The following is a 25,078-nucleotide window of genomic DNA, read 5'->3' as shown; positions in this document are numbered from 1 at the left end:
GAGGAGTTGCTGGACCTCGACGACCCCGACGTCAACGCCGTGCTGTTTCGGGACGCGCCGCTGACGGACGCCCAGCGCGTACGCGTCCTGGCCGGTGTGGACCGCCACGGCGAGCGCGGCGCGGTGCCGACGACCGACGACCTGTTGGAAACCCTGAGCCGGCTGAGCCTGATCGAGCGCAAAAGGCACCTGATGACCGGCCTGTTCTCCGGGGACCCCCGAGTGGTCCGGCTGATCCTGCGCCGCACCCGGGTGCACACCGCGGCCGCGGCGAGCCGGATGCTGGTCGCGATCTGGGAACGCGGCGGTGCGGACGCGGTGCGTGCGCTGCTGGACGACGTCACCCCGCCGGCGCGGCAGGGGAGAACTGCGGCTCCTCCCTTCGACGCCGAGGTGGCCCGGTACGTGCGCGAGGCGCTCGCCGAACCCGACGGTCTCGATCGCATGCGTCGGTACGCCGCGACCGCCGGGGATCCGGCGCACGTGGTCGCGGAGATTCGCCGGGGCAGCGATGCGATCAGGTACCTGACCCACGAGGGCATACCGATCCCCTGGCCGGAACTGGTCGCGGCGCGCGCGGTCCGACCGCTGACCCTCGGCCCCGTCGACGCTCTGGTCCAGCGGCCGGACTGTCCCCGCGAAATCCTGCTCGACGGCCTGCGATTCCGGCCGAACGCCTACACCGGAAGGGCGTCCTGGGTCCGGGACTCCATCGAGCGCGGCACCCTCACCGTGCGCGACATCAGCGCCCACTGCGCACCGGCCGGAATGGCGCTGATGCTCACGATGGGCGTGCCGATCACCAAGGATCCGCAGGAGCACGAACGATGGATCGTCCGGGACCTGCGCGCGGCCGGCGCGATCGACCGACTGGGCGACTCGGTGCAGACCTGGACGATCGCCATCCGCATGCTGCCCGAGTTCCCCGGCACGCTCCTCGAACTGCTCGACACGGTCGCGGCGATCGTCGCGGTAGGGCAATGACGTGACCCGTCGGGGCGCGGCGGCGCGGCGGGTGCGACGCCGGTCGTGGTCACGCCCCTCGCGGGTGTCGGGCTCCAGCGGGGGTCGCGGCCGGTGCGCGAGAGCAGGTCGTCGAACGGCGAGGCGTTCTCGGCGGTCGGGACGGGCTCGGCGAAGACCTTCATCTCGCGCGCGGTCACGGCCATCGTGTCGACGAGTTCGTGCAACGCGGGGATCACCCGCGGGGGTGGTGTGTACTCCCGGCCGGTGGCGCGGGCGAGATCCCACGCGTGCACGGTCAAATCGAGGAGCGCCATGCACCCCACGATCCGCGCGGGCAAGCCCATGCCACCCGACATACCCTCCTCGGCACCGGGTGCCGCCCACGCCGCGACGAGCCGGGTCGTCTCGACCTCGAAGCCGGCCCGCCAATCGCCGACCAGGAAGTCGGGAGTCGTGGAGAAGTCCACCGATTCCTTGGCGGCCAGGGCCTGGAAGTTCACGACCACCTGGTAGAGGTGATTCAGCAGGTCGCGCACCTGGTAGTCGGCGCAGGGCGTGGGCAGGCGCAACTCCTCGTCGGTGATCGCGCCGATCACCGCGACCGCCTCGCGGGAGGCGTGCCGGAGAAGCTCACTGATCGTTTCGGTCATGTGTGAACCCTAGACACGGGCCTGCCGGCACGGATTGAACAAACGCGACACGCGGCGGCGTCGCCGCGGCCGGCCGACGGCGTCGGCCGGTACGCCCTCCCGGCGAGCGTCCCGCGCCGGCGGGGCGGCCCGGACGCCCGATCGTCACCGGGAGTTCACTCGCGCGCGTATCCCGTGACGGTGCTTCGGCCGTAACGTACCCACTGGTAACGCCAGTCGCATGCGGCGGTTCCGGCCGTCGCCGGAAGGGAGTACGACATGGATCGGCGTACATTCCTGCGGGGCACCACCGTCGGAACGGGCGGGCTGGTGCTCGGTGGCTCGCTGTGGGCGTCCGCCGCACACGCGGGCCCCGCGCAGCCGGGCACCGGACCCTACGGCGCGCTCTCGCTGCCGGACGCCAACGGCGTACGGCTGCCGGCCGGGTTCACCTCGCGCGTGGTGGCCAAGAGCGGACGGTTGGTCACGGGAACCACCCACCTGTGGCACGGAGCGCCGGACGGCGGCGCCTGCTTCCGGGACGGAACCGGGTGGATCTACGTCTCCAACTCCGAACTCCCGCTGGTGGGCGGGGTCTCGGCGCTGCGCTTCGCCGCGGACGGGAACATCGTCGGCGCCTATTCCATCCTCGGCGGCTCGAACGTGAACTGCGCGGGAGGGGCCACACCGTGGGGAACGTGGCTCTCGTGTGAGGAGATCGCGTTCGGGAGGGTGTGGGAGACCGACCCGTACGGCCGCACCGGAGCGGTCAAGCGCGACGCCATGGGGCGCTTCAAGCACGAGGCCGCCGCCGCAGACCCGGACCGACGCGTGATCTACCTGACCGAGGACGAATCCGACGGCTGCTTCTACCGATTCACCCCCGACACATGGGGCGACCTCTCGCGCGGACGCCTGGAGGTGCTGTGCGCCCCGGCCGCACCGGTGGCCGGTCCGGTGACCTGGCGGACCGTACCCCGACCCGGCGACTGGCTTGCCGGAACGCGCAACCAGGTCGCCGAGGCGCGCCGCTTCAAGGGCGGCGAGGGCGTGCACTATCGGGACGGGCGGGTGTGGTTCACCACCAAGGGCGACAACCGGGTGTGGGTGTACGACGCGGCGACGAGCGTGCTGGACATCGCGTACGACGACGACCTGGTGCCTGCCGGGTCCGCGCCGCTGACCGGGGTGGACAACATCACCGGGCGGCCCAACGGCGACCTGTTCGTCGCCGAGGACGGCGGCGACCTGCAGATCTGCCTGATCACCCCGGACGACACGGTCGCGCCGTTCCTCCAGGTGACCGGCCACGACGGCTCCGAGATCACCGGCCCGGCGTTCTCCCCCGACGGGCGGCGGCTGTACTTCTCCTCGCAGCGCGGCACCTCCAACTCCCCGGCGGCCGGAGTGACGTTCGAGGTGACGGGGCCCTTCCGCGACGCGGGTTGACGCCGGTGGTGCGGGGCTCCTCGGCCCCGAAGCGGGGATGGGCGGGCGGGCGAGCCCGGAGAGGCCGCCGCCGCCCGTCCCCGCTGCCGTCACCGGTGTTGCGGACCCGAGGGCGGACGACGTTCGCGAGGTCGGGGATGGTGAACCCATTCAGCGAGGCCGGCCGGCGGTGCGGGTGGGCACAGGGTGGAGATCGGGCGCAGTGCAGGGGCGGTAGTAGCGCTTCGTTTCTACGTCCCTCGTAGTACGCGACGTCAAGCCCTGCGGGGGAGTCGTGACGGCGATCCGGCCGCAATACTTTCTAGAGTCAGACCCATACACCAAACTTTCGCGGACCCCGGGTCGGTGGAGCATTCACCGCCCAGTCAGGAGACTCGCCGCATGCAGCATCCGCACCGTCGGCCCGGCACCCACGACGACCGTCCGGTGGACCGCCGACGTCCGTCGACTGCCCGGTCGTTCGGCGGACGCTGTCCGGCCTGACCCGGATCCGCCCCGTTCCACGCCCGACCCGATCGCTTCACCGACACGTGGCACCTCCTCCGGTGGGTGTGCCGCGCCCGGACTCCCGCCCGACGTGGTGAGTCCTCCCTTGCCTTGACCCCTCGTACCGCAGTTCCCGGCACGTCCGTATGCCTTGCCTCGGCGCGCCGACACTTCCGCGTTCCGCCCGACCGGCGATGCCTGCCGCCCCGGGCCGGGCCCGCGGGCCGTTGTCGACCCCTCGACCGACCCGGAGATCCGTTTCCATGGCTACCTTCCTGTATCGACTCGGGCGCTTGACGTTCCGCCGGAGGCGACTCGCGCTGCTGATCTGGGTGGCGATCCTCGTCGCCGTCGGCGTGGGCGCCGCATCCGCCTCCAAGCCCGCCGCCAAGCCGTTCTCGATCCCCGGGATCGAGGCACAGAAGGCCCTCGACCTGCTCGAGGAGCGCAGTCCGGACTCCGGAGGTGGCGGGGCCACCGCACGCATCGTCTTCCGAGCCCCCGACGGGCAGCGGATCGATGCACCGCAGAACAAGGCCGGCGTCGAGAAGACGATGGGCGCACTGCGCGGCACCCAGGAGATCGCCGACGCCTCCGACCCGTTCTCGGCCGCGACGCTGAGCGCCGACGGGCGGACCGCGTACGCGACGGTGGACTACCTGGTCGGGGCCGACCTGCTCAAGGACTCGTCCCGCGACATCCTCAAGGGCGCCGTGAAGCAGGGCCAGAGCGCGGGGCTCACCGTCGAGGTGGGCGGCGACGCGCTGGTCGCCGAGTCGAGCGTCGGCAACGGCGAGATCATCGGTGTGGGGGTCGCGGCCGTCGTGCTCGCGATCACCTTCGGCGCGATGATCGCCGCCGGGCTGCCGCTGCTCACCGCGATCCTCGGGGTCGGCATCGGCATAGCCGGGATCACCGCGGTGGCCGGCATCTTCGACCTCTCCGAGAGCACGTCCACGCTGGCGATGATGATCGGTCTCGCGGTCGGTATCGACTACGCGCTGTTCATCGTCTCCCGATACCGCACCGAGCTGAGGCTGGGGCGTGAACCGGAGGAGGCCGCCGGGCGGGCCGTGGGCACCGCGGGTTCGGCGGTCGTCTTCGCCGGGCTCACCGTCGTCATCGCGCTGTCCGGCCTGGCCGTGGTGAACATTCCGGTGCTCACCGAGATGGGTCTGGCCGCGGCCTTCACGGTCGTGATCGCCGTGCTCGTGGCGCTGACCTTCGTGCCGGCGCTGCTGGGCTTCGCCGGCAAGCGCATCTTCGGCCGCAAGGACCGCAAGCGCGCGGCCAAGCACGAGGCCGGTCTCGGTCACGGTAACGAGAAGCCGAACATGGGCTCGCGTTGGGCCCGCTTCGTTCTGCGCCACCCGGTGGCCGTACTGCTGTTCTCCGTGGTCGGGCTCGGCGCCGTCGCGCTGCCCGCGGCGAGCATGAACCTCGGTCTGCCGGACGACAGCGCGCAGCCGACCAGCACCACGCAGCGCCAGGCGTACGACATGCTCGCCGAGAGCTTCGGCCCCGGGTTCAACGGTCCGCTGATGCTGGTCGTGGACACCGCCAAGAGCAAGGACAGCCCGGCCGCCGCCGAGGCGGTCCGCCGTCAGGTGGAGACCCTCAAGGGCAAGGGCGTCGCGTCCGTCGGTGCCGTCGCCTTCAACGACGCCGGCAACCTGGCCACCATCCAGGTCACGCCGACGACCAAGCCGAGCGACCCGAAGACCGAGACGCTCGTTCACGACATCCGCTCCACCGTCAAGACGGCCGACTCGGCGAGCGGGTCGAAGACGCTGGTCAGCGGTACCCCCGCGCTGAACATCGACTTCTCGCAGAAGCTCAACGACGCGCTGCTCCCGTACCTGATCCTTGTGGTCGGGCTCGCCTTCCTGCTGCTGATCGCGGTGTTCCGGTCGATCCTGGTGCCGCTCAAGGCGGCCCTCGGATTCCTGTTGTCGGTCGCCGCGGCGCTCGGCTCGGTGGTCATGGTCTTCCAGTACGGCTGGCTGAACGAACTGTTCGGTGTCGAACAGACCGGCCCGATCATGAGCATGATGCCGATCTTCCTGATCGGCGTGGTGTTCGGCCTGGCGATGGACTACGAGGTCTTCCTCGTCACCGGAATGCGTGAGGCGTTCGTGCACGGCGAGAGCCCGCGCGAGTCGATCGTCAGCGGCTTCAAGCACGGCGCACGCGTGGTCACCGCCGCGGCGATCATCATGATCGCGGTCTTCGCCGGCTTCATCGGGGCCACCGACTCGATGATCAAGATGATCGGTTTCGGCCTCGCCGCGGCCGTGTTCCTGGACGCCTTCGTGGTACGCATGGCGGTCGTCCCGGCCGTGCTCGCCCTGCTGGGCAAGTCCGCGTGGTGGCTGCCGAAGTGGCTCGACCGCATCCTGCCGAACGTCGACGTGGAGGGCGAGAGCCTGCGGAAGCACATCGACGCCCGGGCCGCGGGCAACGCCGGGGAGGAAGTACCGGGCCCCGACCTGGTCAAGGTCCACTGACGGGCCCTCGAGGTGACCGACTGACGGGAACCCCGAGGTGACCGACACCCGCCGTGCCGCCGATGGGCAGCGCGGCGGGTGTCCGTGGTTCGAGGGAGTTATTGCTTATAACGAACGGCAAGTCATTTAAGGAGGCTTGGCGGTGTGATCCCTCGGATCCGATGCGGCGGGGCGGTGGCGCCCGTCGTTTTCCACCTTTTAAGCCACCGGACTCTGTACCGGCGAGGCGACGCGGGGTTCACTCGGAGTATGGCCCGGTCGGCACGTCCCGACGCCCGGTGCCCGCACCGAACGGACAGGAGAAGCCTCATGGTTCGACCCCTGATCCTCACCCGCAGGGCCCCCGCGCCCGCCCCTGCCCCCGCCGACGGCGAGCACCGCCGGCCTCTGCCCGAGCACCGCTTCGATCCCGACCTCGGCCTCAACGTCGTCGCCGACGGAACACCGCTGATCCACACGGCCGACCCCGCCGCGATGGCGAACTACACCGGCACCCAGGAAGCCGGTCGCTGGAAGAAGGACGACTGACGACGCGCGCGTGATCGGCGTGCGCCCGACCGAAGTCGCCTCCGTGGCGACGGCTCGGCGGCCACGCCGACCACGCGCGCACCCGCGAGGATGTGACGATGGACCCGTTGCTCGCCGCCGCCCTGCGCCACCTGGGCATCGAGGACCCCCCACGCCCGCTCACCCAGGACCACACCACCGCCTGGCGTGCCGGGCAATGGAAGATCAAGACGGCGACCGAACCCGCCTACGCCGCACCGCTGTTGCACGAGGCCCGCGCCGTCGCACTCCTCCACGCCCGAGGTCTGCATCCCGTCGACGCCACCAGCGGACGCCTCGCCCAAGGCGTGTGGACCGCGATCCCCTGGCGTCCGGGCACCACCCTGTGGGACTGGGGCCTGGCCGCCCGCGAAATCCCGTCACCCGAGCACGCGCGGCGGCTCCGCGGCATCGGCCGCCACGCGTTCGCCGCCCTGCACCGACTCCACGCCGCGGGATGGCGCCACGGCGACATACAACCGGCCAACATCCTCGTCACCCCCGACGGCGCGATCGAGTTCATCGACCACGACCTCACCCACCACCGCGACCTCCCCCTGCCGGGCCCCTACCGAGGCGGCATGGACCAATCCACCGCCCCCGAGATCGCCCGCGAACTCCTCGGCACCGAACCCGACGTCGACATCACCCTCACCACCGAGGCCGAGATCTACAGCCTCGGCGCGTCCCTGCGCTGGGCCTGGACCGGCCACGCCCCCGCCACCACCCGCCTGCTCGGCCCCGACGTCACCCCCCGGGACATCCTCGAGGACATCGCCACAGGGCGACACCGCCCACCCCTGTCTCCCGAACTGCCCTGGGCCGACCCCGAACTGGAGAAGCTGATCGCGGCGACGACGACCCCGGATCCGAGCCGACGAAGCACAGGTGGCTTTTCCACCGAAGACCCCATCCCCGGGCGGTGAAGCCGTCTCCCCGGCACTGACGGCCTGACCGGCCACGCTTGCCCGCCCGCGCTCCCACCTGCATGCCTGTCCGTCGACCCGTCGACCCGTCGACCCGCCCTACCGACTCCGAACGGGCTCCGTCGGAGTCGGTAGGGCGGGTCGGTCTCGGGTCCGTGGGTGGGGTTGTCGTGCCGATTCGGCCCGTCGCGGGCCGAGGGGCGGCTCTCCGGTCGGGCCCGGGGTGGTGGGCGGGACGGATCGAGTGAAACTCGTGGGTGATTTCGCGGGAAGGCGTGTCGGCACGTCCGGACGGCTCGTTTGTCCTTGCGACATGATCGCCCCGAGTGCAGGGAAGCCATGACCTTCGGCAGAGAAGAGCCGTCTTTCGTCGCGGCACGAGACAACGACACGAGTTCGCGGATCCGTTTCGGCGCGGAACGGCGATACCCGAGGTGGGTCGTACCCACGACGTTCTTCGGCTTCTGCGCCGTCGAGTGCGCGGGGGGCCGGCCTGCGCCGACGGTCGCATGGGGGCGACGATGAAGGCTGCCGTCCCGGCGTCGGGTGAGCGGGACCCGGGGTCGAGTGAAGGGGCGGCGGCCGCGGTCGCCGCGGTTCCGTCGCAGGGTGCGCAGAGGCCGGTGGCGAGCGGGCGGAACGCGATCGAGGTGCTGCGCACCCACGCCGACCATCCGAGTGCCTTCCTGGCGGTCAATTCCCGGACCCGGCACTACTACGGGAGCGGCGTTCCCGGGCTCGTCGCCTTTCGGCCGGGGTACCCGCATCACATCCAGTTCGCCGGACCTTTCGCGGCGCCCGCGGACCGAGGACGCCTGCTGGACGAGTATCTGCATATGCTCGGCCACGGCCCGGGCCGGCCGAAGTCACTGACCGCGGTTCAGCTTCGCTCCCACGACATCGCCGTCTACGCCGACCGCGGATTCGTGATCAACCAGCTCGGTGTCTCCTACGGCATCGACCTGTCCCGCTTCACGCTGCGCGGTAAGGCCCTGGCCAAGGTCCGCCAGAACGTCTCCCGGGCCCGGCGGGAGGGGGTCACCGTCACGGAGGTGGAATCCGAAGCCCTGCCCGATCGACGCACCCTGGACGACATCGACCGGGAGTGGTTGCGCGACAAGGGCCGCTACGTGCGGCAATTGGCGTTCATGGTCGGCGAACACGGCGGGATCGGCCGGACGCTGCGTCGTACGTTCGTGGCGCGCCACCGCGGGACGACCGTCGCCTACATCACGTACGCGCCGGCCTGGGGGAGTCGACCGGGGTGGTTGTGCGATCTATCCCGCCGTCGTCCACAAGCCCCGGTCGGCACACACGAGTTGATCAACCTCACGGCGTTGAGTCGTTTCACCGAGGAGGGGGCGGGCTGGCTGCATCTCGGGCTCGCACCGTTCGTCGGGCTGGCGGACGAGCACGAACCGCCCTGTGCCTCCGGTCTTCTCGGATGGGCGATCCGGCAGGGGGCGAGACCCGGGCGCGAGCTCTACCCGGCGAGGACGCAGGCGGCCTTCAAACTCAAGTGGGCACCGCACGTGTGTGAACCCGAGTACCTGGCTTTCCAGGATCGTGTTCGTGTGGCGGCGGTGTGGCGTCTGCTGCGGGCAACCCGGGTGTTGTGATCGGTTGTCCGTGACGTCTCGGTGGGTTCGCGGCGGCGTGGGCCCACCGGCGCCGCCCTCGCGCGATCGGAACGAGGTGCCGTGTGCCGGCCCCGGCCCGGATCGGCGCGAATTCGCTGTTCCACATCCTGGTCACGGCCGAGTTCAAGGTCGACCACGAGTACCAAGTCACCGTGCACGGCCTGGAATCGGAGATCGGCACGGGCGTGGACCCGGAACACGACACTCTTCGCTTCCCACCGCGGGCGCCCGTGATCGAGGGTTGGCGCGGACGTCGGCGGGTTGGGGGGACCACGCCCTCCAGGGGCGATGTCGCACCGGCCGGATCGATCGGGCCGACCCGACGGGTCAGCGCTGGATTCTCGGCCCGGAGCCCGTCGACCCGCGCACGATGAGTTCGGGGCGGAAGACGAACTCCGACCGAGGCGCCGGGATGCCGGCCAACTCGTCGAAGAGCGCGCGGACCGCCGCCAGTCCGATGGCCTGCACCGGCTGGCGGATGGTGGTCAGCGGCGGGTCGGTGTACGCGATGAACGGCGAGTCGTCGAAGCCGATCACCGAGACGTCGTGCGGGACCGAGAGGCCGCGCTCGCGAATCGTGGTGATCGCGCCCAGGGCCATCACGTCGCTCCCGCAGACCAGGGCGGTGGCGTTCCGGTCGAGCAGCGTCCGGGCGCCGGCGGCACCACCCTCGAAGGAGAAGATGGTGTTCTCCAGAAGCGCGTCGTCCTCGTCGGTGCCCAGGAGCTCGGCCATCGTCCGCAGGAAGCCCTCGGCCTTGCGGATGACCGGCACGAATCGGCGCGGCCCGGACAGCAGGCCTATTCGCTCGTGCCCGAGCTCGACGAGGTGGCTGACCGCGAGCCGCATCGCGAGCCGGTCGTCGGTGGAGAGAAAAGGCGCGTCCACGCCCTCCGCGTAGCCGTTGATCATCACCATCGGCACGTTCTCGGCCGACAACTTCGTGTAGCGCTCGATACCCGCCGTGGTGTCGGCGTGCATGCCGGAGACGAAGATGATCCCGGAGACCCCGCGCTCGATGAGCAGGTGCGTGAACTCGTCCTCGGTCGCCCCACCGGGGGTCTGCGTGCACAGCACCGGGGTGAACTCGCGCTGGGTCAGCGCGCTTTCGATGACCTGCGCGAACGCGGGAAAGATCGGGTTGTCGAGCTCTGGCGTGATCAGCCCCACGAGGCCGGCGCTGCGCCGGCGCAACCGGGTCGGCCGCTCGTAGCCCAGCAGGTCCAAGGCGGCCAGGACGACTCGCCGGGTGGCCGCGGACACGCCGGGCTTGCCGTTGAGGACGCGACTGACCGTGGCCTCGCTCACACCTGCCTGAGCAGCGATGTCGGAAAGCCTGGGGGTCATGGGAGATGACTCTAGTTGACCGGACGAAGGGAAAGTCATGTCGGGGAAATCCTCCTGCTGCGACACAGGTGACGGGTCGTCAGCACGCTGCGGGGCGAAGGGTGGGACGCCGCCCGCGAAGGCGGAGCGGATCGTTACCGGCGGCGGACCGGGTGTAACGCGGCCCGCCCCGGACGATCATCGCGACGAACGGAAAAGGTACGGCCGGGCGCCGTCGGGCCGGCCCGCCGAGGTCACCGTCGGCGGCGCCGTGCCCGCACACGGCGCCGCCGAGCGGTGCACGGCTCACTCGGCCGTCCGCTCCCACCACACCGCGGTGTCGGCCGGCAGCAGCACGCCGCCCGCTTCGGCCGCGACCAGGGGCGCACCGGCGAGCAGTTGCCGGCCGTACGCGGGGATCGTCACCGGCGCGTCGCCGAAGTTGACCACGCACACGAACTCGGCGCCGCGCTCGAAGGCGAGGCAGCCGTCCGGCGCGTCGATCCAGCGCAGTGTTCCGCCGCCCAGCCCCGGCAGGGCGCGGCGCAGGCGCAGGGCCTCGCGGTACAACTCCAGCATCGAGTCGGGTCGGCCGCGCTGGGCCTGCACGCTCAGCCCCTGCCAGTCGGCCGGTACCGGCAGCCAGCTTTCGCGCGACCCGGGCGGACCGAAGCCGAAGGGCGCCTCGGCGCCGTCCCACGGGATCGGCACCCGGCAGCCGTCGCGACCGCGGTCGGTGTGGCCGGACCGTTCCCACTGCGGGTCCTGGAGGACCTCGTCGGGCAGGTCGGTGACCTCGGGAAGGCCGAGTTCCTCGCCCTGGTAGAGGTAGGCGGAGCCGGGCAGCGCGAGGGTGAGCAGCACCGCGGCGCGGGCCCGGGCCTGCCCGAGCGGCCCGCCGCCGTACCGGGTGACGTGCCGTTGCACGTCGTGATTGGAGAGCACCCAGGTGGCGGGCGCGCCGACGTCCGCGACGGCGGCGAGCGAGTCGTCGACCACCGCGCGGAAGGCCGGCGCCGACCAATCGGTGCCCAGGTAGTGGAAGTTGAAGGCCTGGTGCAACTCGTCCGGGCGCAGGTACAGCGCGAGCCGCGCGGCATCGGGCACCCATGCCTCGGCGACCGCGACCCGATCGCCGGGGTAGGTGTCGAGCAGGGCCCGCCAGTCGCGGTAGATCTCGTGTACCTCGTCGCGGTCGAAGTACGGCAGGGCCTGCGTGCCGAGCAGGGAGATCTGCCGGTCGTGCCCGATGTCGGCGAGGGTGGGTTCCTTGAACATGCCGTGTGCGACGTCGATCCGGAAACCGTCCACGCCGAGGTTGAGCCAGAAGGCGAGGATGTCCAGGAACTCGGCGCGGACCTCGGGGTGGTGCCAGTTGAGGTCGGGCTGTTCGGGGGCGAACAGGTGCAGGTACCAGGAGCCGTCGGGCAGCCGGGTCCAGGCCGGGCCGCCGAAGACGGACTCCCAGTCGTTGGGCGGGAGTTCGCCGTCCGCGCCCCGACCGTCGCGGAACATGTAGCGCTCGCGCGCGGCGTCGCCCGGTGCGGCGGCGAGGGCCTCGCGGAACCAGGCGTGTCGGTCCGAGGTGTGGTTGGGCACGATGTCGACGATCACCCGCAGACCCAGTGCGTGCGCCTCGCGTACCAGGGCGTCGATGTCGCCGAGCGTGCCCAGGGTCGGGTCGACCGCCCGGTAGTCGGCGACATCGTAACCGCCGTCGGCCATCGGCGACGCGTAGAAGGGAGTGATCCACAGTGCGTCCACGCCCAGGTCGCGCAGGTAGGGCAGCCGGGTGCGGATGCCCAGCAGGTCGCCCACGCCGTCGCCGTTGCCGTCGGCGAAGCTGCGCACGTACACCTGGTAGATGACCGCGTCCCGCCACCAGGGCTCGGGGTTGTCCCGGGTCCGCGATGGCTCGGGGAGAGTCAGGGGGAGGTTCATGGCTGTCCTGTCGTCCTGTCGTACGGTCGGCTCACGGTGCGTTGCGGTGCGGTGTGTCGCGGTGCGACGCGGTGCGATGCGGTGAGGTGCGAAGGGATGGTGTCCGGGCGCGGCCGGTTCCGAGTGCCCGGTGTCGGGGTCAGGATTTGGTCCCGCCCGCGGTGAGGCCGGAGACCAGGTGTCGCTGGACGAAGAAGAAGACCAGCGCCGCGGGAATGGTGATGAGCACCGAGGCCGCGGTCATCAGGCCCCACTCGCTCTTGAACTGGCCCACCCAGGTGCTCAGGCCGACCGCGAGGGTGTAGTGCTTGCGGTCGTTCATGAAGGTCGTCGCGTAGGCGACCTCGCCCCACGCGGTGAGGAAGCTGTAGAACGCGGTCACCGCGAGGCCGGGCCGGGCCAGCGGCATGATCAGCCGCCAGAACGTGCCGAACGGGGTCAGTCCGTCGACCCGTCCAGCCTCGTCGATCTCGCGCGGGATCGTGTCGAAGTAGCTCTTGAGCATCCAGGCGCAGAACGGCACGGCCACCGTGCAGTAGGCGAGGATCAGGCTGCCGTAGGTGTTGATCAGGTGCAGCTTCGCCATGATCGTGTACATCGGCACGATGAGCACGGCCACCGGGAACATCTGCACGACCAGGAAGGCCCACATCAGCGGTTTGTGGCCGGGGAATCGCATCCGGGACAGGGCGTAGCCGGCGCTCGCGGCGATGAACACGCCGAGCAGCGTGGTGCCGAGCGCGACGACGATCGAGTTGCCGAACCAGCGCACGAACGAGCCGTCGGAGAGCACGTCTCGGTAGTTGTCCAGGGACAACCCGGCGAAGCTGCCCGGCTTTTGCCAGTCGTCGCCCGGCTTGAGCGAGGTCAGCGCAACCCACAGGACCGGGAAGATCCCGATCGCGCTCGCGATCAGGAGGGCGGTGTGCAGCGCGATGGAGGCGAGTCGGCCGCGTTCGCCGCGGGCCCGCCTGCGCGGCCGTGCGGTGGGTCGCCGGCCGGGGATGGTGGGCTCGGCCCGGGCGGTTCGGGGTGTGCTGGTCGTGGTCATGCCGCCTGCCCCTTGCGGTCGAGGGTGCGACGGTAGGCGGTCGCGAACAGGATGAGCATCGACAGGATGATCGCCCCGTAGGTCGCGGCCCCGGCGTAGTCGCGGATGTTGGCGAACCCGAGCTTGTAGGCGAACGTCACCAGGATCTCCGTGGAGCCGAACGGCCCGCCCTCGGTGACCAGGTAGATGACGGCGAACTGGTTGAACGTCCAGATCACGCCGAGCAGGATGATCGTCGCGCTGATCGGGCGCAGGCCGGGCAGGGTGACGTAGCGGAAGCGTTGCCAGGGCGTGGCCCCGTCCATCTCGGCGGCCTCGTACTGCTCCTGGGGGATCGACTGGAGTCCGCCCAGGATCGCCACCATGTTGAACGGCACGCCGATCCAGACGTTGACCATGATCACGGCGATCTTGGCCGTGGTCGGCTGCCCGAGCCAGTCGACGGGGTCCATGCCCGCGCCGCCGAGGATCGAGTTGATCACGCCGTTGTCCTTGTTGAGCATCAGCCGCCACGCGAACGCGGAGACGAACGCGGGCACCGCCCACGGGACGACGAGCATGATCCGGTACATCCCGCTGAACCGGACCTTGCGGTTGAGCAGCACCGCGAGGCCCAGGCCGAGCGTGTAGTGCAGGACGACGCAGGAGACCGTCCAGATCATCGTCCATTGCAGCTTCGGGTAGAAGTTGCCGTCGCTGCCGGAGAGCACGTTGCGGTAGTTCTTCAGGCCCACCCACTCGTAGGTGGCGGGGATGTGGTTGACCCCGATCGTGCGGCCCATGTTGGCCTCGTTGATGTCGGTCAACGAGTAGTAGAGCCCGCGGACGAGCGGGTATCCCACCAGCACACCCAGGACCAGGACGACCGGGAGCACCATGGCCCAGGCGTACCAGTGCGAGTCGTACGACCTGCGCAACCGGCGCAGGATCCGACGGAAGCGGCCCGCGGCGGGTTTGCGCGGTGTCTTGCCTTCGGGGACGGAGGGCGACCCGGGGGACTCCGGTGCCTCGATGGTGGTGGTCATGATGGTCCTGCCTCGTAGCCTGCGACCGCACCGTCCGTGTTCCTGACGCAGCGTCAGCCACGGTGCGGTGCCTGGGGGTTGGGGCGGGTGGGCGCGGGGATCGAGCACGCGCCCACCCGTTCGACGTGCGCGGACCGCCGGACGTACGCGGAGGTCGGACGGGCCGGTCGGGACGTCGGGGGTCGGACTCGCCGGTCGGACGCGGGGTCGGATGCGCCGGTCGGACGCGGCGGTCCGGGCGTCTCCTCGGCCCGGGTGCGGGTGTGAGGAGACGCCCGTCGTCGCTACTTGAAGTCGGGCAGGATGCCCCGGGCCGCCTTGGCGACGTCGTCGAGACCGGCCTTGGTCGAGACCTGACCGCTGTAGATCTTCTCCATCGTCGTGTCCATCGGGTCGAACAGGTCGCTCGCGCGGGCCAGGGGCGGTCCCGGCACGGCGGTGTCGAGCGCGGCGCGGAAGGCGGTGATGGTGGGATCGGAGGAGACCGTGCCCATCGAGTACGCCTCGGTCCGGGTGGGCAAAACGTGGTTCTTCTCCGCCGTGAACGCCTGGTTCTCCGGCCGGGTGAGGAACTCGACGAACAGGTAGGACGCGTCGAGGTTCTTCGAGCCCGCGTAGACGACCAGGTTGTGGCCGCCGGTGGGGGAGCCCGCCTTGCCCGTGCTGCCTGCGGGGACCGGGGCGATGCCCAGGTTGGCCTTGTCCGCGAACGCCGGACCCTTGAGGTCGTCGCCGATCGACCAGGGGCCGTTGATCATCATGGCCAGCTTGCCCTCCTTGAACATGGCCTGCATGTTCGAGTAGGCATCCTTGGTCACGTCGGTGACCGCCGCGCCGGAGTCGATCAGGTCCTTGCCGATGCCGATGGCCTTCTGCGCCTTGTCGTCGTTGACGGTGATCTTCTTCGCCTGCACGTCGACCAGCCCACCGCCCTCGCCGTAGATGAGCGGCAGCGCGTAGAAGCCCTGCGGCTTCATGAACACGCCCGCGTTCCCGGTCTTGGCCTTGACCGCGAGCCCCGCGGCCTTGACCTCGTCCCACGTGGCCGGCGGCTTGGTGATGCCGGCCTTCGCGAGCAGTTCCTTGTTGTAGAGCAGCGCGAGGGTGTCCGTCACGAGCGGGACGCCGTAGGTCTTCTGCTTGTACTGGGTGCTTGCGAACGAGCTGGGCAGGAAGCCCTCCCGGCGGTTCAGCGCGGGCGTGCCTTCGAGCGGCTGGAGGTACCCCAGTTCGGCGAAGGCCGGGTTCCAGCCGACGTCGGAGCGCAGCACGTCCGGTGCGCCGGTGCCGCCCTGGGCCGCGGTCTTGAACTTGTCGCGGGCGTCGTCGAACGGGACGTTCTCGTACTTGATCTTGATCTTGGGGTACGCCGCCTCGAACTTGGCTATCAGTTCCTTGTAGGCGGGCGCCTCGCTGGTGGAGTCGGAGGTGTCCCACCAGGTCACCGTGCCGGACACCGCCGCGGGGTCCTTGGCCGCCGCGGGCTGTCCGCCCTTGGCGCCGCCGTCGTCACCGCCACATGCGGTGAGCGTGAGCGTGAGCGCCGCGGCTGCGGCCGCCGCGGAAATGCTCCGTCGCATCTGCACTCCTCGGGAATGGGTCCGGCCACCGGGGCATCGGACCGTCCGTTGGCCGGGGCGGCCACCGGACTGCGGGAAGGAACGTAGCAACGGGAGGTCCTCCAGTGGAAGAGCTTGCAAGATATTTCCGCAACGGTTTGCGGATTGCCATTGGGTGAACGCGCCGAGTGCGGGGAAGGTCGTGTGGGCGGCTCGATGTCTGGGGTGATGCTTGGCGGAGGCGGGGTGTCGCGGGGTGGAGACGGCTCCCGGCGCTTCCGTTTTGTCCCCGGTCGAGCCCGATCTCGGGGGAAGGGCCTTGGGGTTGCCGCATATTGACGTGGCGTCAGGGCGGGCCTAGGTTCACATCGGCTTGCAAGAACTTTCAGCAAGAGCGCGTGCGCGACTTGCGGGGGTGTCGCCGGTCGGCGGGTCTTCGGCCGGTGCGGGGCGTCGTTTTTCTCCGGGCGTTGTTCCCGAGGGCGGCGGTTCGTCGTGTGTCGAAAGGTGATCCGGTGGATGTCGGGAAGACCGGCAATGGTGTGAATGCCGGATATGAGGCCAATGCCGATATGGGAGTCGGTGCGGGTGCCGGAGTGGAAGGTGAGGGCGCGACCGCGGTCGGCGATGTGTTCGCGACGCGGTACGGCGCGGTGCGCGGGCATCGACGCGTTCCGGACATGGTCGCGATCCTCGGCATTCCGTACGCCGCCCCACCCTTCGGCGTCGACCGGTTCCGCGAACCCCGCGCGCCGGCGACGTGGACCGGGATCCGCGACGGCGCGCGCTTCGGGCCGATCGCCCCGCAATCGGCACGCCTTCCGGGCACACCCGGGTGGTCGCCGGGGGACGAGGACGTGCTCACCGTCAATGTCTGGACCCCTGCCCTCGCCGGCGAACGGCTGCCCGTCCTGGTCTGGATCCACGGCGGCGCCCATACCTTCGGTTCCTCCGCGCAGCCCGACTTCGACGGTGTGGTTCTGGCCCGGGCCGGACTGGTCGTGGTCACCGCCAACCACCGGCTGGGCTTCGAGGGTTTCGGGCACGTACCGGGCGGCGCGAGCGCCGGCCTGCCCGACAACCGGGGCCTGCTCGACCAGGTCGCCGCGCTGCGCTGGGTCCGGGACAACATCGCGGGCTTCGGCGGTGACCCCGACAACGTCACGGTGGCGGGCCAGTCCTCCGGTGCCACCGCCGCGGCCTGCCTGATGGTGATGGATCGCGCACGGGGCCTGTTCCGCCGCGTCATCGCACACAGTCCCGCGGCTCCGATCCACTCGCGTGAGCTCGCCGCCGCGACGACGGCCGAAGTCGCGGCGGCGGCCGGCTGTCGGGTCACCGCCGAGGCGCTGACGGCGGCTACGCCCGGCGCGCTGGTGGCCGCTTGCGATCGGGTCGTCGACGACTACCGGCGCAATCCACACTCCGGCCGCCGGCACTACGACCCGGTCATCCACGCACCGGTGGTCGACGGCGACGTGCTGCCCGCCGACCCCCTCACCGGCCTGGCCGACGGCCGGGCGCGGGGAGTGGACCTGCTGGTCTGCCACACCGCGGAGGAGTATTGGCTCCTCGACGCCGTGGGCAGCAGTGCGAAGGTCACCACCGAACGGCAACTGGCTGTCTTCGCAGCCGACTTCGGCCTGTCCGAGGACCTGGTGACGGCGTACCGCGCGGCGATGCCGCAGGCGCCGGTCCTGGACGTCTATCTCACGATTCTCGGCGAGGTGATGTTCGGCGAGTACAGCCGGCGCCTGGCCGAACGGCACGCCCGCGCGGGTGGCCGGGCCTTCCTGTCCCGCTTCACCCGCCGTCCGAGCGCCCCGGGTGCGGTGCCGCGCGCCTGGCACTGCGCGGACGTGCCCTTCGCGTTCGGCAACCTCGATCTCGACGAGGTGCGATTCCTCATCGGCGGCCCACCCGACGACGCGGACCGCGGACTCTCGCAACGCATGGTGCGTGCCTGGGCCGCCTTCGCCGCCGGCGGCGACCCCGGCTGGCCGCATCTGGACGACACGAGCCGGCACACCCACATCTGGGATACGCGGGACCGGCCCCACGCACCCGTCCACGCACCCTGGACCGACGTGGACTTCGGCCCGTTGCACCCGTGATCACGCGCTCGACCCCAACGGCCCGCCGTCCCGGGCGCGGGCGCCCGGGCCGCGTATGTCCGCCCGTCCGTCCGTCCGCCGTTCGTTCGGCGGACGTCGGGCGGGGAGGAGCGCGCGTCGGATGTGATGGGTGGCGGCGCGAGGGTTCGGCGCGCCGGGCGTTCGGTCGGCGGGGACGGCCCGTACCGGTGGGGTAGTTGATCGGAGTCGACCGATCGGCGTCGGAAGCGGCGATGGTTTCGGTATTGGTGGGATGCGCCACATTCGACGACGGTGAGCCCCGGGTTCTCCGGACTTGACGGGCGTCGATGATCAAGTGTCCGTATTGCCCTATCGACAGTTTCATGCGTTTAACTTAGGCTCACCTAAGTCCCGGCGTGCCGCTCTGTCGACGTGCCCACCTTTCATGTCTTTTGCACGCCTGACAGGCGACTGCCCCGCACGATGGGAGTGGTATGTCGCAGGGTCTTCCTGATGACGCACCGTTGGTCCTCGACCTCGCCGGCTTCCGCTTCGGATCGTTCGACCAGGCCGCGCCGGTCGTACTCCGCGGGCACCGCGTGCGCGTCGACGGGCGGGGCGCGGTCGGGGAGTTCGCCTCGCGTCGGTCGTGTGTCCCCGATGGATCGAAGGGATGACGCGCGTCGATTCGGGCCTGGCCGCCGTCGAGCACGTCGTGCCCACCGGCGCGGAGGTCCGACGCCGGCGGGTGGTGGGTCTGGTCGCGCTCGTGGTGGTCCTCGTGGTCGCTGCGCTGGTGTCGCTGGTTGTCGGCGCGCGGGCGTTGAGTCCGGCCGAGGTGTGGCACGGGTTGTTCGCGGCGCCGGACGCGGACCAGCGGCAGAACGAGGTCAGGCTCATCGTGCAGACCGTGCGGGTGCCCCGGACGGTGCTCGCGATCGTGGCGGGCCTCGCGCTGGGGGTGGGCGGGGCGCTGATCCAGGGCTACACCCGCAATCCGATCGCCGACACGGGCTTGCTGGGGGTGAACGCCGGCGCCTCCTTCGCGGTGGTCTCCGTCGTCTCCGTGTTCGGGTTCGCCGACCCGACGCAGTATGTCTGGTTCGCCTTCCTCGGTGCGGGGGTTGCCGGTGTCGTCGTGTTCGGATTGGCGAGTATCGGCCGGGGCGCCGGCAACCCGTTGACGTTGGCACTGGCCGGGCAGGGCATCACGGTATTCCTCGCGGCGATGACCACCGCGGTCGCGTTGTCGGACAAGGCGTCGCTGAACGCGCTGCGGTTCTGGAACTCGGGCTCGGTGGCCGGTGTCGGATTCGACGTCATCCGGCCGGTGACCGTTTTCGTCGGGGTCGGGTTGGTGTTGGCCCTGGCCACGCTTCCCACCATCAACCTGCTCAACCTCGGTGACGACGTGGCGCGGGGGCTGGGCGTGAACATCACGCGAAGCCGGATCATCGGCATCGTCGCCATCACCCTGCTGGCGGGCGCGGCGACCGCGGCGTGCGGTCCGATCGCGTTCCTGGGTCTCATGGTGGCCCACGTGGCCCGGTATCTGACCGGGCCGGACTACCGCTGGTCGGTGCCGTACGCGGGTCTGCTCGGTGCCGTCGTGCTCCTGGTCTGCGATGTCGTGGGGCGGGTCGTGGCGCGACCGGGCGAGTTGGACGCGGGTGTCGTCGTCGCCCTCCTGGGCGCCCCGTTCTTCGCGGCCTTGGTGTGGCGCGGAAAGTTCAAGAGGACATGAGCGCGACAGACGTCGAACGATCGTCGATACCGGGTGTACGGCTGGGGCACGTGTCGTTCGTGTGGCGACCCCGAATGGTGCTCGTCACACTGCTGTTGGCGGCGGCGACCTTCCTGGTGTTCTGCCTGTCCATCGGCATCGGGGACTTCCCCATCGGGCTGCCGCAGGTGGTCGCCACCATCTTCGGCCGGGGTGAGCAGGTCGACGAGTTCGTGATCATGGACCTGCGGATGCCGCGTGCCATGGCCGGTCTCGTGGTGGGGATCGCGCTGGGGGTGTCCGGGGCGATCACCCAGTCGATCGCCCGCAATCCGTTGGCCAGCCCGGACGTTCTGGGCGTCACCGGGGGCGCCAGTGCGGTCGCGGTGTTCCTGGTGACGGTTTCGGGCGGGGCATCCGCGGCGATCGCGGGCACCGTGGGGCTGTCCGCGGCGGCGCTCGCGGGTGGTCTCGGCGCGGGTCTGCTGGTGTACGTCCTGTCGTGGCGGCGCGGGATCGACGGCCTCCGTCTCATCCTGATCGGCATCTCGGTGAGCGCCGTGACTCAGGCCGTCACGACCTGGCTGCTGGTCTCGGCCGACATCAGGGATGTGGCCCGGGCCCAGGCGTGGTTGGTCGGCTCGCTGGAGGATCGGTCGTGGGACGAGGTCCGGATCGCGCTGTGGTGCACGCTCGTCCTGATGATCGTCGTGGCGGTCGTCGCGTTCCAGTTCAAGCCGCTGCACTTCGGCGACGACGTCGCCGCGGGCCTGGGCGTGCGGTATGGGGCGGTGCGCGCGGTCCTGCTGTTGTGCGCGGTACTGCTGGCCGGTGTGGCGGTGAGCGCGGCGGGTCCCGTCCCGTTCGTCGCGCTGGTGGCGCCACAGGTGGCGATGCGGCTGGTGCGATGTCCGACACCGCCGATGGTCGCCTCCGCGCTGGTGGGGGCGTTGTTGCTGATCGGCTCGGACCTGGTCGCGCGTACGGCGTTGCCGATCACCCTCCCGGTCGGTGTGGTCACGGCCGCGATCGGCGGACCGTTCCTCGTGTATCTGCTGGTACGGGCGAATCTCAGGTAGCCGACGGGGCCGGTGCGGGCAGCCGCGAACCATGACGAGCCGAGACGGCGGACACAGCGCATTTCGTGGATGCAAGGTCGAGCAAATCCGAGACAAGGGGACGTAGTGGCCGCTCAGTTCATGACCGAGACCGAAGACGAGTCCGAGGTCGGGCACGTGTCACGGCTGGCGGCCGAGGGCGTCACGGTGGGGTACGGCGGCCGGGTCGTCATCGACGGCCTCGACGTGGTGATACCGCCACGGCTGGTCACCACGATCATCGGGCCCAACGGCTGTGGGAAGTCGACCCTGTTGCGGACCCTGTCGCGGCTGCTCAAGCCGACCAAGGGCATGGTGCTGCTGGACGGCGACGACATCGGCAGGCTCAAGACCAAGGAAGTGGCCAAGAAGCTCGGGCTGTTGCCGCAGGCCCCGGTCGCGCCGGAGGGGCTCACGGTGGCCGACCTGGTCGCCACGGGCCGCCATCCGCACCAGAGTTGGCTGCGCCAGTGGTCGTCGGACGACGCCGCCGTGGTGGAGCGCGCGCTGGCCATGACCGGGGTGGCCGACCTGGCGGACCGCCCGGTCGACGCGCTGTCCGGCGGTCAGCGTCAGCGGGTCTGGATCTCGATGACCCTGGTCCAGGGCACCGACCTGCTGTTGTTGGACGAGCCGACCACCTACCTGGACCTGGCGCACGCCATCGACGTACTCGACCTGGTGGACGACCTGCACGAGGCGGGGCGCACCGTGGTCATGGTCCTGCACGATCTCAACCTGGCCACGCGCTACAGCGACAACCTCATCGTGATGAAGGCGGGGTCGATCCTGGCGCAGGGGCACCCGCGGGACGTGATCACCGCCGACTTGCTGCACGAGGCGTTCGGACTGCGTGCGCGAGTGATCGACGACCCGGTGGGCGACCGACCGTTGATCGTGCCGATCGGCCGTACGCACGTCGTACTCGGCCAGGGGTCCGACGAAGATCAAAAATAGGAAGACCAACGACAATTTAGGCTAGCCTTGCCTAAGTTGTACCTGTATGGTTTGCCTGCCCTTTAACAAGAGGGGCGGCGAACGGCACGAAAGCAAGGGATTTCGGATGCTCCACCATCGAACGACGCGTATGGGGTCCCGGCGACGGTTGGCGGCGATATTGTCCGCCGCGGCGCTCGGAGTCGGCCTTCTCGCGGGTTGCGGGTCCGACTCGGACGACAAGGACAAGAAGGCGGACACGTCGAGCGGCAACGCCCCGGTCGCCGCCGCCGACGGCGTCTTCCCGGTCACGGTGGAGCACGCGTTCGGATCCACGAAGGTGGCGAAGGCCCCCAAGCGGGTCGTCTCCGTGGGCTACACCGACGACCAGGCCATCCTGGCGCTCGGCATCAAGCCGGTCGGCATGGTCGACCAGTACCCCAACCCGCCGGGCAAGACCCCCGACGTCAACACCCAGTGGGCCTGGACCAAGGACAAGTGGGGCGACACCCGCCCCGAGGTCGTGATGAACAACGGGGACTCCGCCCCCAATTACGAGAAGATCGCCGCGCTGCGGCCGGACCTGATCATCGCGGTCTACTCCGAGATCGACCAGGCCGCCTACGACAAGCTCGCCAAGATCGCCCCGACGGTGGGCCGCACCAAGGCCGAGAAAGAGCCGTTCAGCGCGCCGTGGCAGGACAACGCGATCCACATCGCCAAGGCGCTGGGCAAGTCCGACGAGGGCACCAAGATGGTGCAGGGCATCCAGGACAAGCTGGACGCGGCCCGCAAGGCGCACCCGGAGTTCGCCAACCAGACCGCCGTCGCGGTGTCCTGGTACAAGGACTCGGTCGCGCCGTTCACCACCACCGACGTGCGCGGACGATTGCTGACGGGCATCGGCTTCAAGGGTGCGACGGAGATCGACAAGATCGCGGACGGCAAGTTCTTCACGGTGCTCTCCCCCGAGCGCATGGATCTGCTCAACGTCGACCGCATCTTCGTCATCAACGACCAGGTGGACCAGGACGCGCTGAAGAAGTTCCAGCTCTTCACCAACCTGCCCGCGGCCAAGAGCGGGAAGGTGTCGTACCTGCTGGACGGCGAGGGCCCGGCGGTCGGCGCGGCCATGTCCCAGGGCACGTTGCTGTCCCTGCCGTACGCCATCGACGAACTCGTCAAGGCGGCCGGCTAGTCATGTCGATCGGCATAATCCGTCCCCGGTCCACCTCGGGCCGGGGATGAGTACCACCGACACGCGTCCGGCGCAGGCGACCCTGCGCACGGCGACCGGACGCCGGGCCACCCGATGGGTCGCGGCGCACTGCCGCGAAGTGCCGTGGCTGACCGCCGGAACCGTGCTCACCACGGTGGCCGGGGCGGCGCTCCAAGTGCTTCCCGTGCTCCTGCTCGGCCGGGTGGTCGACGGCGTGATCGAGGGCGAGTCACGCTCGATCCTGGTCACCATCGGGCTGTTGCTGGGAGCCGCCGCGATCCTTGGCGCGGCGGCCGGCGCCGCGTCGACGTACCTGATCGGACGACTGGGCGCGGACCTGCTCGCGCGGCTGCGCGAAGGCGCGGTCCGGGCGGTGCTGGGCATGCCGAGCGCACGCGTCGAGCAGGTCGGCCGAGGCGACGTGCTCTCCCGGGTCGGCGACGACGTGGCCGTGCTGTCCAAGGGCATCCGAGCGGCCGTCCCCACGGTGTTCTCGGCCGGAGTGCTGGTCGTCATCGCCACGGCCGGTATGTTCGGACTGGACTGGCGACTGGGACTGGCGGGCGCCGGCGCGTTGCCCGCGTACGCGCTGGCCCTGCGCTGGTATCTGCCCCGGTCCGCCCCGCTCTACCGGAAGCAGCGGGTGGCGCAGGCCGACCGTGCGCAGGCGTTGATCAGCGGGTTGGACGGGATCGACACGGTACGGGCGTACCGCCTCGAGGACACCTTCCGGGAGAAGGTCACCCGCGAGTCGTGGCGGGTGCGCGAACTCGGCATCGAGGTGTTCCGGTTCTTCGGCCGGTTCGTCGGCCGGGAGAACCGCGCCGAGTTCATCGGGCTGGTCCTGATCATCGTGGTCGGGTACGCCCTGTTGGAGGCCGGTGCCGCCACCCTGGGCGAGGTGTCGGCGGCCCCACTGATGTTCCACCGGTTGTTCACTCCGCTGGGCTCCATCATGTTCACCTTCGACGAGGCGCAGAAGTCGGGCGCGAGCCTGACCCGGCTGGTCGGGGTGCTGGAGGAGGCGGGCGAGGATCGACTGGTGGGCGACGCGGGTGTCGCGACCGTGGGCGTCGGGTCCGCGCAGGGCGCGCCCTCGGGCGTCGCGGCTGCCGGCATCGGATCCGCGGAAGTCGCGTCCACGGGCCGCGCGTTCGTGGACGGCGCGCCGTACTCGGTGACGGTGCGAGGGCTGACGTTTCGCTATCCCGACACCGAGGAGCCGGTTCTGCGGGACGTCGACCTGACGATCCCGGGCGGTGGTTCGCTCGCGCTGGTGGGGGCGACGGGTGCGGGCAAGTCGACGCTGGCGGCGCTGATCGCGGGCATCGGCACGCCGCAGGCCGGGTCGGTGTGCGTGGGGTCGACCGACCTCGCCGATCTGGACGAGGCCGGGGCGCGGGCCCTGGTGAGCATCCTGACCCAGGAGACGCACGTCTTCTCCGGCTCCCTCGCCGACGATCTGCGGCTGGCCGCACCGGCGGCGACGGACGCCGAACTGACGCACGCGTTGCGTACGGTCGGCGCCGACGGCTGGCTCGACGCGCTGCCCGACGGGCTGAACACCGCGGTCGGCGAGGGCGGCGAACGCCTGGACGTCACCAAGGTCGCCCAGATCGCGCTGGCCCGGCTGGTACTGGGCCGGTCGCCGGTGGTGGTGCTCGACGAGTCGACCGCGGAGGCGGGCAGCGCGGGCGCGGCCGAACTGGAGCGGGCCGTGCGAGCCGCGTGCGCGGGCCGGACCACGTTGTTCGTGGCGCACCGGCTGACCCAGGCGATGGCGGCGGACCGGATCGCCGTGTTGGACGCGGGACGCGTCGTGGAGGAGGGAACGCACGAGGAGTTGGTGGCGCTGGGCGGGCGGTACGCCCGGCTGTGGCGGGCCTGGCGAGAAGGTGGTTGACGGGCGGCTCCGTCCATCCCGCGAACTCCGCCGACCCCGCGAACCCTGTGAACCCCGAGAGCTCCGCGAGTCCC

The 25,078-nt window shown here is 70.4% G+C and carries 17 protein-coding genes; 11 read left to right on the top strand and 6 right to left on the bottom strand.

The genetic code is table 11. The annotated features are described in order from the left end of the window. Positions 1-677: 677 nt before the first annotated feature. Complete coding sequence (locus tag ACZ4FV_RS30190) at positions 678-1,616, bottom strand: TIGR03086 family metal-binding protein (RefSeq protein ID WP_465323768.1); 939 nt, start codon at positions 1,614-1,616, stop codon at positions 678-680. Positions 1,617-1,874: 258 nt separating this feature from the next. Between ACZ4FV_RS30190 and ACZ4FV_RS30185 the strand changes: the two genes are divergently transcribed. The 5 genes from ACZ4FV_RS30185 (at position 1,875) to ACZ4FV_RS30165 (ending at position 9,128) form a co-directional block, all read left to right on the top strand. Beyond that, entirely contained in the window at positions 1,875-3,044 is a 1,170-nt protein-coding gene (locus ACZ4FV_RS30185; protein WP_395860462.1) for an alkaline phosphatase PhoX, read from the top strand. Between the two features lie 749 nt (positions 3,045-3,793). Continuing rightward, the gene (locus tag ACZ4FV_RS30180) at positions 3,794-6,037 is read left to right on the top strand and encodes an MMPL family transporter (RefSeq protein ID WP_395860460.1); all 2,244 of its coding nucleotides are present in this window, start codon (positions 3,794-3,796) and stop codon (positions 6,035-6,037) included. A 309-nt stretch (positions 6,038-6,346) separates the two neighbouring features. Then, entirely contained in the window at positions 6,347-6,565 is a 219-nt protein-coding gene (locus ACZ4FV_RS30175) for a hypothetical protein (protein ID WP_395860458.1), read from the top strand. A 98-nt stretch (positions 6,566-6,663) separates the two neighbouring features. Next, positions 6,664-7,509 carry a protein kinase family protein gene (locus ACZ4FV_RS30170; RefSeq protein ID WP_465323767.1) on the top strand — a complete coding sequence of 282 codons (846 nt, stop codon included), beginning with the start codon at positions 6,664-6,666 and terminating at the stop codon, positions 7,507-7,509. 623 nt (positions 7,510-8,132) lie between these two features. Then, the gene (locus tag ACZ4FV_RS30165) at positions 8,133-9,128 is read left to right on the top strand and encodes a phosphatidylglycerol lysyltransferase domain-containing protein (RefSeq protein WP_465323766.1); all 996 of its coding nucleotides are present in this window, start codon (positions 8,133-8,135) and stop codon (positions 9,126-9,128) included. Between the two features lie 348 nt (positions 9,129-9,476). Here ACZ4FV_RS30165 and ACZ4FV_RS30160 read toward each other — a convergent pair whose 3' ends face one another. The 5 genes from ACZ4FV_RS30160 to ACZ4FV_RS30140 all read right to left on the bottom strand — a co-directional run bounded on the left by ACZ4FV_RS30160 (position 9,477) and on the right by ACZ4FV_RS30140 (position 16,072). After that, positions 9,477-10,496, bottom strand: coding sequence for a LacI family DNA-binding transcriptional regulator (locus ACZ4FV_RS30160; protein ID WP_395860452.1), 1,020 nt, complete (start codon positions 10,494-10,496; stop codon positions 9,477-9,479). Between the two features lie 285 nt (positions 10,497-10,781). Further along, a complete protein-coding gene (locus ACZ4FV_RS30155; protein ID WP_395860449.1) occupies positions 10,782-12,416 on the bottom strand; it encodes a glycoside hydrolase family 13 protein in 1,635 nt (544 codons plus the stop codon). Positions 12,417-12,555: 139 nt separating this feature from the next. After that, positions 12,556-13,467, bottom strand: coding sequence for a sugar ABC transporter permease (locus tag ACZ4FV_RS30150; protein ID WP_395860446.1), 912 nt, complete (start codon positions 13,465-13,467; stop codon positions 12,556-12,558). Next, complete coding sequence (locus ACZ4FV_RS30145; protein WP_395860444.1) at positions 13,464-14,492, bottom strand: carbohydrate ABC transporter permease; 1,029 nt, start codon at positions 14,490-14,492, stop codon at positions 13,464-13,466. Before ACZ4FV_RS30145 ends, ACZ4FV_RS30150 begins: the two co-directional genes overlap by 4 nt. A gap of 284 nt (positions 14,493-14,776) precedes the next feature. After that, entirely contained in the window at positions 14,777-16,072 is a 1,296-nt protein-coding gene (locus ACZ4FV_RS30140; protein WP_395860442.1) for an extracellular solute-binding protein, read from the bottom strand. Positions 16,073-16,647: 575 nt separating this feature from the next. Here ACZ4FV_RS30140 and ACZ4FV_RS30135 point away from each other — a divergent pair. The 6 genes from ACZ4FV_RS30135 (at position 16,648) to ACZ4FV_RS30110 (ending at position 25,004) form a co-directional block, all read left to right on the top strand. Continuing rightward, the gene (locus tag ACZ4FV_RS30135; protein WP_402233608.1) at positions 16,648-18,165 is read left to right on the top strand and encodes a carboxylesterase/lipase family protein; all 1,518 of its coding nucleotides are present in this window, start codon (positions 16,648-16,650) and stop codon (positions 18,163-18,165) included. Positions 18,166-18,799: 634 nt separating this feature from the next. Beyond that, the gene (locus tag ACZ4FV_RS30130) at positions 18,800-19,870 is read left to right on the top strand and encodes a FecCD family ABC transporter permease (RefSeq protein ID WP_395860438.1); all 1,071 of its coding nucleotides are present in this window, start codon (positions 18,800-18,802) and stop codon (positions 19,868-19,870) included. After that, positions 19,867-20,928, top strand: a complete 1,062-nt coding sequence (locus tag ACZ4FV_RS30125) for a FecCD family ABC transporter permease (protein ID WP_402233606.1) — start codon at positions 19,867-19,869, stop codon at positions 20,926-20,928. The genes ACZ4FV_RS30130 and ACZ4FV_RS30125 overlap by 4 nt, the downstream gene beginning before the upstream one ends. Before the next feature lie 105 nt (positions 20,929-21,033). Further along, positions 21,034-21,903 (top strand): ABC transporter ATP-binding protein, encoded by an 870-nt coding sequence (locus ACZ4FV_RS30120; protein WP_395860434.1) that lies wholly within the window; start codon positions 21,034-21,036, stop codon positions 21,901-21,903. 106 nt (positions 21,904-22,009) lie between these two features. Further along, a complete protein-coding gene (locus ACZ4FV_RS30115; protein WP_402233603.1) occupies positions 22,010-23,080 on the top strand; it encodes an iron-siderophore ABC transporter substrate-binding protein in 1,071 nt (356 codons plus the stop codon). 46 nt (positions 23,081-23,126) lie between these two features. Beyond that, complete coding sequence (locus ACZ4FV_RS30110) at positions 23,127-25,004, top strand: ABC transporter ATP-binding protein (RefSeq protein ID WP_465323765.1); 1,878 nt, start codon at positions 23,127-23,129, stop codon at positions 25,002-25,004. The last annotated feature ends 74 nt before the right edge of the window (positions 25,005-25,078 follow it).

The sequence above is a fragment of the Embleya sp. NPDC025285 genome (assembly GCF_055558835.1).
The sequence above is the reverse complement of the archived record's forward strand: the minus strand, read 5'-3'. Positions and strand labels throughout refer to the sequence as shown.

What these genes read in the sequence shown, in the direction of transcription:
- ACZ4FV_RS30150 (WP_395860446.1), bottom strand. Translation starts at nt 13,467, where the DNA reads ATGACCACGACCAGCACACCCCGAACCGCCCGGGCCGAGCCCACCATC.
- ACZ4FV_RS30190 (WP_465323768.1), bottom strand. Translation starts at nt 1,616, where the DNA reads ATGACCGAAACGATCAGTGAGCTTCTCCGGCACGCCTCCCGCGAGGCG.
- ACZ4FV_RS30140 (WP_395860442.1), bottom strand. Translation starts at nt 16,072, where the DNA reads ATGCGACGGAGCATTTCCGCGGCGGCCGCAGCCGCGGCGCTCACGCTC.
- ACZ4FV_RS30145 (WP_395860444.1), bottom strand. Translation starts at nt 14,492, where the DNA reads ATGACCACCACCATCGAGGCACCGGAGTCCCCCGGGTCGCCCTCCGTC.
- ACZ4FV_RS30160 (WP_395860452.1), bottom strand. Translation starts at nt 10,496, where the DNA reads ATGACCCCCAGGCTTTCCGACATCGCTGCTCAGGCAGGTGTGAGCGAG.
- ACZ4FV_RS30155 (WP_395860449.1), bottom strand. Translation starts at nt 12,416, where the DNA reads ATGAACCTCCCCCTGACTCTCCCCGAGCCATCGCGGACCCGGGACAAC.
- ACZ4FV_RS30130 (WP_395860438.1), top strand. Translation starts at nt 18,800, where the DNA reads ATGACGCGCGTCGATTCGGGCCTGGCCGCCGTCGAGCACGTCGTGCCC.
- ACZ4FV_RS30175 (WP_395860458.1), top strand. Translation starts at nt 6,347, where the DNA reads ATGGTTCGACCCCTGATCCTCACCCGCAGGGCCCCCGCGCCCGCCCCT.
- ACZ4FV_RS30125 (WP_402233606.1), top strand. Translation starts at nt 19,867, where the DNA reads ATGAGCGCGACAGACGTCGAACGATCGTCGATACCGGGTGTACGGCTG.
- ACZ4FV_RS30115 (WP_402233603.1), top strand. Translation starts at nt 22,010, where the DNA reads ATGCTCCACCATCGAACGACGCGTATGGGGTCCCGGCGACGGTTGGCG.
- ACZ4FV_RS30110 (WP_465323765.1), top strand. Translation starts at nt 23,127, where the DNA reads ATGAGTACCACCGACACGCGTCCGGCGCAGGCGACCCTGCGCACGGCG.
- ACZ4FV_RS30170 (WP_465323767.1), top strand. Translation starts at nt 6,664, where the DNA reads ATGGACCCGTTGCTCGCCGCCGCCCTGCGCCACCTGGGCATCGAGGAC.
- ACZ4FV_RS30185 (WP_395860462.1), top strand. Translation starts at nt 1,875, where the DNA reads ATGGATCGGCGTACATTCCTGCGGGGCACCACCGTCGGAACGGGCGGG.
- ACZ4FV_RS30180 (WP_395860460.1), top strand. Translation starts at nt 3,794, where the DNA reads ATGGCTACCTTCCTGTATCGACTCGGGCGCTTGACGTTCCGCCGGAGG.